The sequence below is a fragment of the Leptolyngbya sp. PL-A3 genome (assembly GCF_039962325.1).
Lineage (GTDB): Bacteria > Cyanobacteriota > Cyanobacteriia > Elainellales > Elainellaceae > Vacuolonema.
Window position 1 is genome coordinate 83,400 of sequence record NZ_JAMPLB010000021.1, and the last position, 14,379, is coordinate 97,778.

Below are 14,379 nucleotides of genomic sequence, written 5' to 3' on the forward strand. Positions count from 1 at the left end.
GAGCCTTTAGCGATGCTGACTCCACGTTCATGGGGAGGCCGATTCCCGTTGTGGCGGCCGAGTCGGATGCTGACCCGCTTCTGGTTTGTGTTTCTGTTGGTGTTACTGCTGCTTGGCTTTGGGTTGCGGTGGGCGCAGCTTGATCAGCGCGTCTTCTGGGTCGATGAGGTGGCAACAGCTGTGCGCATTGGTGGCTACACCGAAGCGGAAGTGGTGGCGGAAGTTTCAGACGGCCACTTTCGAACTCCAGGCGATTTACGGCCGTACATTCAGGGGCCAAGCCCGCGCTCTGCCCAGGCTACGCTACAAGCCCTGGCTAACAGCCCCGAACATGCCCCCCTCTACTTTTTAATCGCGCGACAATGGACAGCACTGTTTGGCCGCAACCCTGAGTCATTACGTAGCCTTTCCGTGATTCTCAGCCTGCTTGCCTTACCAGCCGTGTATTGGTTGTGCTGGGAGTGGATGTGCTCCTCCCTGGCTGGGTGGCTGGCTGTAGGATTAATGGCCAGTTCGCCCTTGCTTATCGCCTACGCCCAAGAAGCCCGCCCCTACAGCCTTTGGGTTCTACTGCTGGTGCTCTCCGGAGGAATGTTGTTGCGATCGCTCAATACTGGCAAAGCCCATGATTGGTTCGGCTACAGCCTCAGCCTCAGCTTATGCCTTTATACGTCGCTGCTTTCAATACCGTTGGCGATCGCCCAGGGCATCTACCTTATTTGCCTGGAAAAGGGTCGTTTAACCCGTACTGTACGGAGGGGAGGATTAGCGATCGCTGCCAGCTTTGTCTCCTTTGGACCCTGGCTGTGGATTGTTGTATCGCGTTGGGACACGCTGCAAAGTAACACCGTCTGGATGCAACAGCCAATGGGATTGGTGGAGCGGATTGGTATTTGGATTTATACCCTCAGCATCCTGGTATTCGACACTCCGGTGGCTCCCCTTGGCACTCCCCTCTCAAATCTGCAAATTTGCACCTCTATTGTGATTCTGATTGCGTTTGCATGGGCGGCTATGGGTTTGGTGCGCAACACGTCCCCCCGCATTTGGGGCTTCGTGCTGGCTCTGGGCCTACCAACCCCACTGATGCTAATGCTGGCGGATCTATTGTTGGGCGGAAAACGCTCGACGGCCCCTCGCTACTGGATTCCCACCCATGTAGCACTGATTCTAATTGTGGCGGGATGGCTGGGTGTCCAAGCGGCCTACAAGTATTACCCAAAAGACTGGAACCGCCGGTGGCAGAAAATTGTTGCGGTGTTATTAGCGATCGCTCTCACCTGCTCTATTGGCAACCTGTGGCGGTCGCCTCGCTACCTCAAAACCCGAAACCTACACAATCCGGCGATCGCCACCCTCATCAACCAGGTGCCTCGCCCCCGAGTGTTGGCCGAGCCAACCGAGGTGTATGACTTAATTTCACTCACTCAGTTTCTAAAGCCAGAAGTAGAAATTCAGGTGGGAGAGGGCGATCGCCTGCTTCAACAACTACGCCCCTGTCAACTCGATACCTTTGTCCTCAATCCCTCTCCAACGCTAATGGAGCAATTCTCCAGCCGTCCTGGAGCATTACAGGAAGCCTATGTTCCTTCTCGTCTCACGGCCGACGAAATGGCTCTGACTCTTTGGCGTATCGTTCCACCCAATACTTGCTCACCAAACTAAAATTGACCTAATCAACCTCAGTTCGGGATAAGCTGAAGTGCCCATTTTGGTGTGCGAAGCGCACTCAAAAACGTCCTTAACCCGAACTTAGGTTACAGCGCTTTGCGCTTGAGTCAGCCACGGTTATTTTTGTGAGAGCCGCGCGGAGTGCGGCTCTCACAAAAATAACCAGATTTTAAGTGTTTGAAAAGCGCTGTAATCAATTTGCAAGGCTATAGGATTTCTCCTATAGCCTTGTGATCTTTGAGGGCAAGTATCGCCCTTAAGAGTTGGACTGAAAAACTTTCTGTGAGGCTTTTGACCTACGAAAGCTCTTTAAGACTGGACAAACTCAGGTTCTTGCAATAGGCGCTCAAAGCGAGTTTGGGCAAGCATCAATTGCCCATCTACATGACAGGCTGCACGAGCCTCAGAAGCCGCATGGCTTTCCTCACTTAACTGGCGTGTCGTACCCCGCAATCGCTGAGATAGAAGAATCGCTAACGCTCGGTAGAAACGGCTGGCAAACCCTTCATCTTGCTGTAGCTTTGCAGCCAGTTTTGCACGTGGCACTGCCAGTACTAACGAATCTTCCAGAGTTTGCACGGTCGCGGATGGAGGGTAAGCATCGATAAACGACATTTCACCAACCACCTCCCCACTGTCTAGTTTCGCGATTTGTCGCTCCATAGCAGAGATGGATACGACCAGTGCGCCCTCTAGCAAAATATAGAGTGTATTAACGGGTTGGCCTTCTCGAATGAGCGTACTGCCTGCTGCAACGGGAGTTTTCTTACCCACCTGCACCAGCCAATCTACGTCGCGATCGCTCAATTCGCTCAGAATATAAAGAACCTTTTCCATTTCCATGGTTTAGATGTCCAGTATGAATGCTTACAGGCGTACCGCTTCGACGCACCCACCGGATGTTGCCATCCAGAAGTTACCAAGAACAAAACTTAAGGCAGATCCCACAATCTCCCACTTTGTATAATGTTTTCTTTGACCACCGCTTTAATTCGTTACCAAGTTTACAGAGGTTTTATTAATTACTCGAAGTCAGTGAAGGTTCTGTGACTGGCCCTCGTTGGGTGGCTCAAATCAGGAAGGAGGGCGATCGCCCTTTCCAATTCGTATTTACCCACCCGATCTCCTGACTTGCGCCTTGTACTACACAAGGGCTATTCATATGAGTTGCATTGGCCTTGTGCGCCTTCGTTCTTTGGAGGGCTTTGACTCTAACCACTTTAGGAAGTGTCAATGGGATTTAGCCCAAAACCGGCTCATCCTTGCTTAAATGCAGGTAAACCTAACCGTCCTGAAATCAATCGGGTTTGTCAGGACGATCTTGAGGTCTGTGGCTTGATTTCTCTACATTTTCCGGTGCTGGACGACTTCAAGCTGTTTCAAGTCTTGTAACCCAAACGTCGGTTTGATCGTTTCGTCTTACTTTAGAGCTATGCCCTCTACCGCCAAAGCCCCAACCTCTCATCCCGCCTGGGATAATCTGAGCCTCACCTATCAACCTGATGTGGCTCAGCTAGATAACATCAAGGCCCATCTGGATCTGGTGTTGTTATCTCTGGAAGCCCTGACCGGCCTAGGATCTGAAGCAATGCTTCAGGCTGCGGAAGCCCTCGATTTAACCGATCGCGTCGGCGATCGCGTTTCCCTCTGGCGGCTCCGCCAGGCCAGCCCCCTGCGGAAGGGCCAGGGCCGCAAGCGCATGGATGTAGAGGAAGCACGAGCTCTGGTGATGATCATCTGCCATTTGGCAAACCAGCACCAGGAGTTGGTGCGACGTGGGGTAACTCTGTTAGAACAACTAACCGAGCAAAACCGCCCCCCCCATGAAGCGGCCCTTCTGGGCGATTACCTGGATAATTTTAATAACATGTACGAGGAGCGCATGGAGGATGAGGCCAATCCCAATCAACTCTCCTACCTGGCCCTCAAGTTGTTGATTGATCTGCTGTTCTACAGTGCGCCAAATGGTACTCGCCGTTTATGGGTGTCCCTGATGGAACGCGCTAAATAACAACCACCTGCAACGACCCCCTTGCTTGTTGACGCCTGATTACGCACCCCTAAACCCCAATGCCTACTTCCGTCCTTCGCCGATATACCCCACCCACTTGCACCCTGGAAGTGCGGGCCAACCAGTCTTCCCTATCTCGGTGGGCTGACCAGACAGTATTGAGAGATGTGCGGTTTAACCTCCATCTAGATGACCCTCAGCGGCCTGATGCGCGTGTGGTACAGATATCGGGCGATCGCAACCAATTGGAAGCCCTGGGCGATGTGGTCAGCCGCTACGTGCAGAACTTGCTGGATTCGGACGTTGATACGACGGATTCTGCCCTGCTTCGGTTGACCCCTCAATCCCCTCGACTACTTGAGCGAAATTTAGAGGTACTTCCCCTGGGTGCTGAACGGTCTACAGCGACAAACGGTTCACCCATTGCGCTCCACACACCAGTAGCCGCAGCCGAAAGCGGGATTTTTATCGAACCCCGAGGTTTACTGGCCCACGACCTTCATCTGGGAACCTTATCCACTCCAGAATCGGGAGATGTCGTTCGCCTCAGTGCTGTTCAACTGTTTGATCTGGCTAACGCATTAGACGATTACTCTGCTGAGATGTTGGCCTTACCGAGCCAGCAACGCGCTGTTTCCAGCACCCGACGATGGGCCAGCATGGCGGCGATGTTGGTATTAGCCATTGGTGCTACTGGCGGCATCACTAAATTTGTCATGGATGTTTCGGCCCCAGCCCCTACCCAGGTAGCTCAGGAGTCTGCGCCCGAAAATGTTGCGGTTCAATCCGTGCCAACCACGCCTCCACCCGCAGCAGGTGCGCCTCTCCCCGTGCCCGGCGCAACCCCCCAACCCAATGGCTTGTCCCAAACTACGAAGGTTCCCCCTGGGGCACCTCCAGGGTCAGTGCAACCCGGGTTCCCTTTCCCTGTACCGCCTCCCCAGGGGAATACAGCCCCCCGTGGGCAAGGGGCCCCTGTTCCTCCTGGGGCTGTTGCAGTGCAGCCCGCACCAACCAGAGTGCCACAATCACCCCAAATCATTCCTGGTGGAGGGGCCAGTACTACTCAAGGTGCCAATGTGCCTTCTAACCCAACCGTGCGCCAAGCTCCACCCGAAACTTTCTCCACCAGTGAGGCACCTAGCATCAGCGCGGCGAGGCAAGCGGATCCTGAAGCGGCGGCTGGAGATACGGCAGCGATCGCCCCGCCACCTACGGCCCGCAATCGCCCTACCACTGATTTGAGCCGCGCTGGGGTAGAAATTCCACAAACCAATGAGGTTCAGAGTTACTTCCAGGAGCGCTGGCAGCCCCCTGAGAACCTGGGCGAAACCCTGGAGTATCGCCTAACGTTAGGGGCTGATGGAAGCGTGGAGCAGATTACTCCTCTGGGAGACGCAGCTGGGGTTTATATCGATCGCACGAATATGCCTTTGCTAGGCGACAACTTCGTCAGCCCACTAGCTCCCTATCAACGTGCTATGGTGCGGGTTATCCTGGCTCCTGATGGCCGCGTCCAAACCTTCCTGGAAGAGGTGAATTAACCTCATCACCTATAGCGGAAACAGCAGTGAAACTTATCGTTTCACTGCTGTTTTTAACGTCAGTTCGGGATAAGCCGAACCGCCCATTATTGCGTGCGCGACGCGCACGCAATAATGGGCTTTTTCGAGTGCCTGTTTTCGAGTGCTGCGCGTTGCGCGGCACTCGAAAACGCCCTTAATCCAAACTCAGGTTATTAAAGATGTGCCTAATGCTCTATGGCCTGCCTAAGCAGGACGTAGAACATTAGGCACATCTTCACAGGGAATTGGAACGGGTACGAGTAATGTCCACAGTGACGCTGCCCATGAAATTGGGGATGGCTGGACGCTCCTTGGTCAGGCATACCTGCACCTGTTCCACCAGATTGGATTGGAGAACATGATCGGCGATCGCCCCTGCCATTCGCTCAATCAGCTTAAATTTCATCGTTTGGATCAGGGTCTGGATTTCCTGAGCGACGACGCTGTAGTCATAGGTATGGGTAATCTCATCCGTCTGAGCTGGCCGCGTCAGGTCGAGCCAAACGGTGAGATTCACCGAGAACCACTGGCCGAGGGTCTGTTCTTCCGGGTACAGACCGACGTAGCCATAGGCACGAATGTTCGTGATATGAAGGCAATCAGCCATTTAGCGTTCCTCAAAACAGCTCCGGCAGAAATACTGGCATTCCAACCCGACACTGGATGTTTGAGGAACACCCAGTGTCCAGTTCTTTTGCTACTTAACCAATCAAAAGATTACAGATCGCGATGGGTAAAGGGGCGAGCATCTGGGCCGGAGTAGGTCGTAGACACATGGCCTTCCCCGGTAAGCCAGTACTTGTAAGTCACCAAACCCTCCATTCCAACGGGGCCACGGGGCGGCATTTTCTGGGTGCTGATGCCGACCTCTGCGCCAAAGCCGTAGCGGAATCCGTCAGCAAAGCGGGTGGAACAATTATGGAACACTCCCGCTGCATCCACTTGGTTCATGAAGGTGAGGGCGACCTGCTCATCCTGAGTCACAATGCCATCCGTATGACGGGAACCGTAGGTGTTGATGTGGGCGATCGCTTCATCCACCGATTCCACTTGCTTAATCGCCAAAATCAGATCGCTATACTCCGTCTTCCAGTCCTCATCGGTCACCTGCTGAATTGTGATGCCGTGAGTTGCTAACAGGTGTTGCGTTTCAGCATCCCCCCGCAGTTCTACAGCCCGCGTCTGAAGAGCATCGGCTAATTTTGGCAGCAGTTGAGGTGCAATGTCCCGATGCACTAGCAGGGTTTCGATCGTGTTACAGGCCGAGGGATAGCTGGTTTTTGCATCGATGGTGAGGGCGATCGCCATCTCCATATCCGCGGCTCGATCGATATACAGGTGGCAAATCCCATCGGCATGGCCCAGTACGGGAATCTTCGTGTTCTGTTGCACAAAGCGCACAAACACGTTGGAGCCGCGAGGAATGATCAAATCTACATACTGATCCAGGTTCAGAAGGGACATGGTTTCCTCCCGAGTGGTTAGCAGCCGCACCACCGCCGGGTCAATGCCTATGGATGTTAATCCTGCATGAATCGCTTGGGTCAGAGCTTCGCAGGAACGGATCGCTTCCCGCCCCCCTTTCAGAATCACGCCGTTGCCCGACTTCACAGCCAGAGTTGCAATTTGCACCAAGGCATCGGGCCGCGACTCAAAGATCACGCCTAAAACTCCCAGCGGACAGGTGATCCGTTTCATCAGCAAGCCATTATCCAGCTCTCGATGAATCTGCACTCGGCCTAACGGATCAGGCAGCTTGGCAACATCGCGAACTCCAGCGATCGCCCCCGACAATTTCTCCGCATCCAATTTCAGACGACCATACAGTGCCTTCGCCAACCCTTCGGCTTCCGCAATCCGTCGATCTTCTTCGTTGGCAGCGATGATTTCTGCTGCATGCGCTTCGAGAGATTGGGCGATCGCCTCCACAGCCTGATTGCGCTCTGCCTCTGGCAGCACCGCCAGATGCCGCGCCGCCTCACGGGTCGCTTTCGCCTGGACAGTCAAATCAGGGGTAGAAATCGGTGTTGCAGTCATGGCTTAACGGAGTTACTTGAAACCTAATCCCATTCTAAAGGGGATACTCCCAAGAACTATCAGGTAGTGTTCTAGACAGATGGATGGGATGAGGTGGAAGGGGCACTTCGTGTCCCTTCCACCTCATCCCATCCATCTATTTGAAACATGACCACGGAACGATGAGGCAACAAATTGAAAATTCCCTTATCGTAGTCAACGGCTATAAATTAACGTTTCGCAATACAACACAAGGGAATCTATGGGAACGGACATTCAAGGCATCGGCTATCTGGCAACTCCAGCCTCAGGTTCAGGGCCTGGAATTATTGTGTTGCAAGAATGGTGGGGTTTAGTGCCACATATTAAAAACCTGGCCGATCGGTTTGCAGAAGCGGGATATGTGGCGATCGCCCCCGACCTCTACGACGGTACCCAAACCACCAGCCCCGACGAAGCTGGACGATTACTGATGGCTCTCAACATCGACCAGACGGCCCAGAAACTCCTGAAAACCGTTGAATACTTGCTGAATCATGATGCCGTCACCTCTGACACCATCGGCGTCGTAGGCTTCTGCATGGGAGGACAACTCGCACTATTAGCAGGCACCCTCAGCCCCAACATTGGTGCCGTTGTAGACTTCTACGGCATTCATCCCAACGTCAAGCCCGACTTCTCCAAGCTTCAAGGCCCTGTATTGGGCTTCTTTGGAGAACAAGATGACCTGGTCACCTCCGAGGCCGTCAGCCAGCTCGAGGCCGCCATTCGCGCAGCTGACCGCACCCTCGAAACCCACATCTACCCCAATTCCGGCCACGCCTTCTTCAACGACACCCGTCCCGAAGCCTACAACCCTACTGCCGCCACCGATGCCTGGCAGAAAACCCTCGCCTTCTTCAGCCAAAACCTAGCCACAGCCTAAAACGCTTCCTAATAAGGCTCTAAAAGCCTTCGTTGAAGAAGGCACAGAAACCTGCTTCAAAACCCAAGCCATGCGAAGCGGCCTAACAACATCTCTACAAAACCTCCTTGCCGAGGGGGGCTGGGGGACGGGCAGCCGTCCCTCAGCCTGGGGGTTTGGGGGACGGCGTGCCCCCAAACCAAGTCCCTGCTCAGCAACAAAACCTCAAACAATCACCACCTCAGCTACACAACGCTCTACAAAGCTCCTTAACCGAACCTGCGACTACATCGTCTGGGATCAGCCGGGATCGGTTCGGGATGGATCCAGTGAAGTTTTATAAAGAATCGCCTGGGGTGGGCACTGGAAGGGCGATCGCCGAGTGGTAAGCTAACAGTTGCATTACAAACACTGCTTAGCAATCACGGAGTTGAAATGACCGAATCGACTCAGATTCCCTATTTGTTGCGTGCTGCCCGGGGTGAAGTGTTGGATCGGCCCCCCGTGTGGATGATGCGTCAGGCCGGACGCTATATGAAGGCTTACCGGGATCTGCGCGATAAGTATCCCTCCTTCCGGGAACGGTCTGAAACCGTGGATGTTGCGGTCGAAATTTCTCTGCAACCCTGGCGTGCCTTCCGTCCCGACGGCGTCATCCTCTTTTCCGACATTCTGACTCCCCTTCCGGGCATCGGCATCCCCTTCGACATCATCGAAAGCCGCGGGCCCATCATCGACACCCCTATCCGCACTCAGGAACAGGTAGACGCCATTAATCCCCTAGATCCGGAAGCCAGCCTTCCCTTCGTGGGCGAAATCCTCCGTACCCTGCGTCACGAAGTGGGCAATGAAGCTGCCGTTCTGGGCTTCGTCGGTGCCCCCTGGACCCTAGCCGCTTACGCCATCGAAGGTAAAGGCTCCAAGGACTACAGCATCATCAAAGGCATGGCCTTCTCAGAACCTACCATCCTGCACCAGTTCCTCAGCAAGATTGCAGACTCTATTGCCACCTACGTTGGCTACCAGATCGAGAATGGCGCTCAGGTCGTACAAATGTTTGACTCCTGGGCCGGCCACTTGAGCCCGATGGATTACGACATCTTCGCCCTGCCCTACCAGCAACAAGTCGTGCGCCAGGTGAAGGCCAAGTATCCCGATGTACCGATGATTCTTTATATCAGCGGTAGCGCCGGTGTACTGGAGCGCATGGGTCAGTCTGGTGTGGACATCGTCAGCGTTGACTGGACAGTCGATATGGCTGATGCTCGTCGTCGTCTTGGCCCCAACGTTGGAGTACAGGGCAACATCGACCCCGGCATCCTGTTTGGCTCAAAGGCGCTGATTCGCGATCGCATCATCGACACCATTCGCAAAGCCGGAAATCGCGGTCACATCCTCAACCTGGGTCACGGCATTTTGCCCAAGACCCCCGAGGAAAACGCAGCATTCTTCTTCGAAACAGCAAAACAGGCGGATCAACTCCTGGCAACAGCGTAAACCAGTGTTATGGCACGTGTTCGTCACATGTCATAACACCCTGCCATCATTGAGGATGCATCATCGGGTTGGATTGATCGTTATGGGAGGTTAGAACTCCTTTCACAACCTATAATCAATCCAGCCCGAAATTTTCTCTTTACTGACCGAAACCCTTCATCCAAAGGGAACTATACTGCTGCGGGAGATCTTCTATACAGGAGATTTCGCGCATTCGTGTTGCTATTTTCATTCGCCAGTTTTTTCACTTCCCTTGCCCATGACTGCCAAACGTATCTTCGTGACGGGGGCTAGCGGCTGCATCGGCCATTACATTGTCGATGCTTTGATTCAGCAGACCTCCCACGAACTGTTCCTATTGGTACGGAATCCGGATAAGTTCAAGTTGAATACTGAGGCACGCCCAGGTATTCATCTCTTGCAGGGGGATATGTATCAGATTGAAAAGTTCAGCAAGCTGCTCAAGACCATAGATGTAGCGGTGCTGACAGCAGCGGCTTGGGGTGGTCCTCAAGAAACCTACGACATTAATGTCACCAAAACCATTCGGTTAATGAACTTGCTGGACCCCGATGTGTGTGAGCAAGTGCTCTACTTCTCAACTGCCAGCATTTTAGGGCGGGACAACCAGCCCCTCAAGGAAGCCGGGCAGTTAGGCACCGACTATATCCGTTCCAAGTTCACCTGCCATCAGCGGTTAAGCAAACTGGCGATCGCTCCCCAAATCACGACCCTTTTTCCCACCCTGGTTTTTGGTGGCGATCAGAACAAGCCAATGTCCCACCTCACAGGTGGGCTGCCCGATGTGCTGAAGTGGATTGGGCTGATTCGATTTTTTAAGCTAGACGGTAGTTTCCATTTCCTGCACAGCCGCGACATTGCTCAGGTGGTGGTTCACTTAGTCGATCATCCGCTTGGGGAGAGCGATCGCCGTGAGCTGGTGCTGGGTAACCCGCCCCTAACGGTGAATCAAGCGATCGAGGAAATCTGCAAGTATCTGCAACAGCAAATCTACTTCCGGATTCCCCTGGTCTTACCCTTAGCGAACTTCTTTATCCGGGTCTTTCGGATCCAGATGGCGGCATGGGATCGCTTCTGTATGACGTATCGCCATTTTACCCACCAACACTACGTCAATCCTACGACCTATGGGGCCGTTCCCTATTGTGCTACCCTCAGCGACATCTTAAAAGTGAGTGGCGTCGAAGCCCGGTAAAGTTAGAGAAGGCCCCGGCTTGATGAGCTCGTATGCCTGGGGTCAACAGAAATTACTGAGTGATATTGCATGATTACCGTTGCACTGCCCAAGGGCAGCCTATTGAAGGACAGCATTCGCCTCCTACAAGAAGTGGGATTGGACTTTAGTGATTTTCTAGACTCCTCTAATCGGCAGCTAGAAATTTGGGACAAGAGCCATCGCGCAAAAGCATTATTGGTTCGCAACTACGATGTACCCGTGTATGTGGAGTACGGCCAGGCTCAGCTGGGCTTCATTGGCTACGACGTTTTGCGGGAGAAACAGCCCCGAGTTGCTCATTTAGCGGATCTTGGCTTTGGGCACTGTCGCATGTCCATTGCAGTCAAGGCATCCAGTCCTTACCGCTCTGCCCTGGATCTCCCCCCCCACTGCCGGGTGGCCTCTAAGTTTGTTCACTGTGCTCACGACTATTTCCAAAGCCTGGATCTCCCGGTGCAGGTTGTCCCCCTGTACGGTTCTGTTGAGTTAGGGCCCATTACAGGCATGTCAGAAGCCATCGTGGACTTGGTGGCCACAGGCCGCACCCTGAAAGAGAACAACCTGATCGAAATCGAAACCCTCTTTGAAAGCACCGCTCGCCTGATTGCCCATCCCCTCAGCTACCGCCTCAACGGTGATGGATTAAAGGATGTCATTGATCAACTGCGAGAAACAGCAAGCACTGCAACGGTTTAGCGTTAGCCAGGTAGCACGCCAGATGAAGCTTTGCGATCGAACGTTGATGAGCTGTGGCAGGGGTGGTTTTGTCGTCACCTGAACCCATGCTAGTAATCAGCGGCTTAAGTTTGCCTATGTTTAGAGGAGGGTACAAAGTACCCTCCTCTAAACATTAGTATTGCGATCGCTAACTATCATCACTGAACGCTATTTCGCCACTAGGTTCATTTCAGGGGTAGGGCTCTGCTAAACCCGCTTCTACACCTTTTTCTGTCAGCAATTCTTCTTGAGGTTCGAGCCAATGGCCAAATTCGTCGAGGAACCGATCGCCCAGTATCGCCTCACGAATCCGCGCCGTGAACTGCACCAACTCCGTGATGTTATGAATGGAAATGAGGCTAAAAGCCAGTAGCTCACGGGCATGAATTAAGTGACTTAAATAGGCCCGACTAAAGTTTTTACAGGTATAGCAGGGACACTGGTCATCCAGAGGAGTAAAGTCCTCCCGAAAGCGATTGTTTTTCAAGTTCCAGCGATCGCCCCGCACCAATGCCGCTCCATGCCGAGCCAATCGAGTCGGAATCACACAATCAAACATATCGACTCCGGCAGCAATAGCTTGCACCATTTCCCGATACGTACCCACTCCCATTAAGTAGCGGGGTTTGTTAAGGGGAAGTAGAGGGGTTGTAACCTGTACAATTTTTTGGATGAGATGGCCTGGTTCGCCAACGCTGACGCCGCCAATAGCAAAGCCATGCATGTCGAGTTGGGCGATCGCCGCTGCCGCTTCCTGGCGTAGATCCGGGTAAACCCCTCCTTGCACAATAGGAAACAGAGCTTGGTCGGGACGTTGATGAGCTTCGATGCAACGCTTCAGCCATCGATACGTGCGATCGGTGGCCTGTTTAACAGCCTCCCAATCTGCAGGATATGGCGGGCATTCGTCAAAGGCCATGATCACATCGGCCCCCAGAGCATTTTGCACCTGAATAGATTTTTCTGGGGTGAACTTGATCATCTGCCCATCCCGAGGCGAGCGAAATGTGACCCCCTCATCGGTGATGGTGCGCATTTCACTCAAGCTAAAAACCTGAAACCCGCCCGAGTCCGTCAGAATTGGCCCATCCCATGCCATGAATTTATGTAGCCCACCCGCCTTCTGCACAATCCCCTCGCCCGGCTGCAGATGCAAATGGTAGGTATTGGACAGGATCATCTGTGCCCCCGTCGCCTTCAGTTGCTCAGGGCTGAGAGTTTTGACGTTGGCCAGAGTGCCCACCGGCATAAAGCGCGGCGTTTCCAAAATGCCATGGGGAGTTTTAAAGGTGGCCGCCCGCGCTGCGGTGTGGGAACAACGGGTCTGTACCTGAAAGGAAAAATAAGAAGCGTCCAAAAGTGTCACCAAAAATCCATCGCTCAGAGGGCTATTGTAGATCAGCCATGGATTAACCCATAGCGATCCACCGCCACTCTTCTCCATTATTCATGGGAGTCGACCTAACTAAAGTATTGCTATTCAGTTGCAGCAACAGATAGGGCCTATCGCTACAACTGAATAGCAATACTTCAGTTGCAGAATCATGATATGCAGTAATGGGCCACACTATTGCATATCATGATTCTGCAACTGGATTTAATACAGATGGAACAAAACTATAAAGCTACAAGTGGCCCGTACTTGCAGTACGAACCACTCACAGTTAAAGCTTGTTACTACGATTTTCTGGTGCGCTACCTGCACTAAAAATCGGTTGGGTTAGAAGGAAAAATTCTCTTCATCGTCAATCCGCATGTCCCAGCTAGCCGAGAGAACCTCCGCTACGACAGCTTCGAGGGCTGCGGCATTGAGGCGACGAGCGTTTTGCTCTTCAAGAGGATTGGTCAGAGGAATCAGGCGTAACTGGCGTCCCTCTTGGATCAGGTCGAAGCAAGGATAGCCCTCTTGCGTATAGCCTAGCTCCAAATAATCGAAGCTATATACATTCAAATACAGAGTGCGATTGGCCACCAGGGTTGAGCGATGGGGGTCAGCGAACACCTCCATAACATACCCCTCATCCTCGCTGTGCAAATGGCTGTCTTGAGTGTAGCCGTAACGAACTCGGCTCAAATCAGACAATAGCCGTTGCATATCTTGCTTGCTTGCAATGATGCCGGTATCCACCAAGCACGGGGCAGGCAACGCGGTGTTTCCGGAAAGTTGGTCTGGATTCATAGAACTCACAAAACCTACAGCCCTAGCGAACCTCGGAGATTGAGCAGCGGCGGGTACCGCAACTCAGGGTCACCCTCTATACAACGAAACAAATCGGTCTTGAACAGGATAACAATACAAATTTTGTTAAACCTGTTAGAGATCAAGAACGGATGGGTAGCCTAACGATGAGATCTTGTAGCCATTGCCAGGTAAACTGCCTGATAGCTACAAAAGCAGAGGGCCAAATACCAGATAGCTGGACAAATTTGTATCCTATGCAGCGATCTTAACTCACCCGTCGAGGTTCTCCTGGCTTGAACGAAAGATAAATCCCAAAAGTTTAGAAAACCCTAAAAATTGAAAATGGGATGGTAGAAATCGTATCTTTCGATTATGGCGGCTATTGGCCAGGACGAATTCCGTATTGTGGCTGAATCTCCTGACTAAAATTTGTGCTAGCGAGAGAAGTGATCGCGTGTAATTTCCTACAAACCCATATATAGCAAAGTTTTGAAAATTTCATAAAGAACACGGAGGGGGCTGAGAAGCACCTCCTCTGTGTTTTTGTCTTAACCTGAATGGTTATGAATGAAATAGACA

At 52.8% G+C, this 14,379-nt stretch carries 14 protein-coding genes; 9 read left to right on the forward strand and 5 right to left on the reverse strand.

Annotated elements, in window-relative coordinates; translation table 11 throughout:
- Nucleotides 1–12 precede the first annotated feature (12 nt).
- On the forward strand, nt 13–1,665 hold the full coding sequence (locus NDI52_RS17160; RefSeq protein WP_190789328.1) for a glycosyltransferase family 39 protein: 1,653 nt from the start codon (nt 13–15) through the stop codon (nt 1,663–1,665).
- Nucleotides 1,666–1,980: 315 nt separating this feature from the next.
- Here NDI52_RS17160 and NDI52_RS17165 read toward each other — a convergent pair whose 3' ends face one another.
- A complete protein-coding gene (locus NDI52_RS17165) occupies nt 1,981–2,514 on the reverse strand; it encodes a cyclic nucleotide-binding domain-containing protein (RefSeq protein WP_199307773.1) in 534 nt (177 codons plus the stop codon).
- A 390-nt stretch (nt 2,515–2,904) separates the two neighbouring features.
- Between NDI52_RS17165 and NDI52_RS17170 the strand changes: the two genes are divergently transcribed.
- The 3 genes from NDI52_RS17170 to NDI52_RS17180 are packed head-to-tail and all read left to right on the forward strand — an operon-like array spanning nt 2,905 to nt 5,226.
- Entirely contained in the window at nt 2,905–3,063 is a 159-nt protein-coding gene (locus tag NDI52_RS17170) for a hypothetical protein (protein ID WP_190772293.1), read from the forward strand.
- 40 nt (nt 3,064–3,103) lie between these two features.
- Nucleotides 3,104–3,682 (forward strand): DUF3038 domain-containing protein, encoded by a 579-nt coding sequence (locus tag NDI52_RS17175; RefSeq protein WP_190772294.1) that lies wholly within the window; start codon nt 3,104–3,106, stop codon nt 3,680–3,682.
- 59 nt (nt 3,683–3,741) lie between these two features.
- Complete coding sequence (locus NDI52_RS17180; RefSeq protein WP_190772295.1) at nt 3,742–5,226, forward strand: DUF4335 domain-containing protein; 1,485 nt, start codon at nt 3,742–3,744, stop codon at nt 5,224–5,226.
- A 256-nt stretch (nt 5,227–5,482) separates the two neighbouring features.
- On the opposite strand, the gene folB is transcribed toward NDI52_RS17180, so the two are convergent.
- Together folB and NDI52_RS17190 are read right to left on the reverse strand one after the other, a co-directional pair.
- Nucleotides 5,483–5,854: a dihydroneopterin aldolase gene (gene folB, locus NDI52_RS17185; protein WP_190772296.1), complete on the reverse strand. Its 372-nt coding sequence runs from the start codon at nt 5,852–5,854 to the stop codon at nt 5,483–5,485.
- Nucleotides 5,855–5,964: 110 nt separating this feature from the next.
- Entirely contained in the window at nt 5,965–7,284 is a 1,320-nt protein-coding gene (locus NDI52_RS17190; RefSeq protein ID WP_190772297.1) for a glutamate-5-semialdehyde dehydrogenase, read from the reverse strand.
- A gap of 241 nt (nt 7,285–7,525) precedes the next feature.
- On the opposite strand from NDI52_RS17190, the gene NDI52_RS17195 reads away from it, so the two are divergent.
- From NDI52_RS17195 to hisG, 5 genes are all read left to right on the forward strand, one after another.
- Nucleotides 7,526–8,188 (forward strand): dienelactone hydrolase family protein, encoded by a 663-nt coding sequence (locus NDI52_RS17195; protein ID WP_190772298.1) that lies wholly within the window; start codon nt 7,526–7,528, stop codon nt 8,186–8,188.
- Between the two features lie 167 nt (nt 8,189–8,355).
- Nucleotides 8,356–8,556, forward strand: a complete 201-nt coding sequence (locus tag NDI52_RS17200; RefSeq protein WP_190772299.1) for a hypothetical protein — start codon at nt 8,356–8,358, stop codon at nt 8,554–8,556.
- A 46-nt stretch (nt 8,557–8,602) separates the two neighbouring features.
- A complete protein-coding gene (gene hemE, locus NDI52_RS17205; protein WP_190772300.1) occupies nt 8,603–9,664 on the forward strand; it encodes a uroporphyrinogen decarboxylase in 1,062 nt (353 codons plus the stop codon).
- 259 nt (nt 9,665–9,923) lie between these two features.
- Nucleotides 9,924–10,880, forward strand: a complete 957-nt coding sequence (locus tag NDI52_RS17210) for an NAD(P)-dependent oxidoreductase (protein ID WP_190772301.1) — start codon at nt 9,924–9,926, stop codon at nt 10,878–10,880.
- Between the two features lie 69 nt (nt 10,881–10,949).
- A complete protein-coding gene (gene hisG / locus NDI52_RS17215; protein WP_190772302.1) occupies nt 10,950–11,597 on the forward strand; it encodes an ATP phosphoribosyltransferase in 648 nt (215 codons plus the stop codon).
- Between the two features lie 211 nt (nt 11,598–11,808).
- Here hisG and tgt read toward each other — a convergent pair whose 3' ends face one another.
- Together tgt and NDI52_RS17225 are read right to left on the reverse strand one after the other, a co-directional pair.
- Nucleotides 11,809–13,062 (reverse strand): tRNA guanosine(34) transglycosylase Tgt, encoded by a 1,254-nt coding sequence (gene tgt, locus NDI52_RS17220; RefSeq protein ID WP_190772303.1) that lies wholly within the window; start codon nt 13,060–13,062, stop codon nt 11,809–11,811.
- A gap of 276 nt (nt 13,063–13,338) precedes the next feature.
- Nucleotides 13,339–13,797 carry a hypothetical protein gene (locus NDI52_RS17225; protein ID WP_190772304.1) on the reverse strand — a complete coding sequence of 153 codons (459 nt, stop codon included), beginning with the start codon at nt 13,795–13,797 and terminating at the stop codon, nt 13,339–13,341.
- Nucleotides 13,798–14,379: the final 582 nt, after the last annotated feature.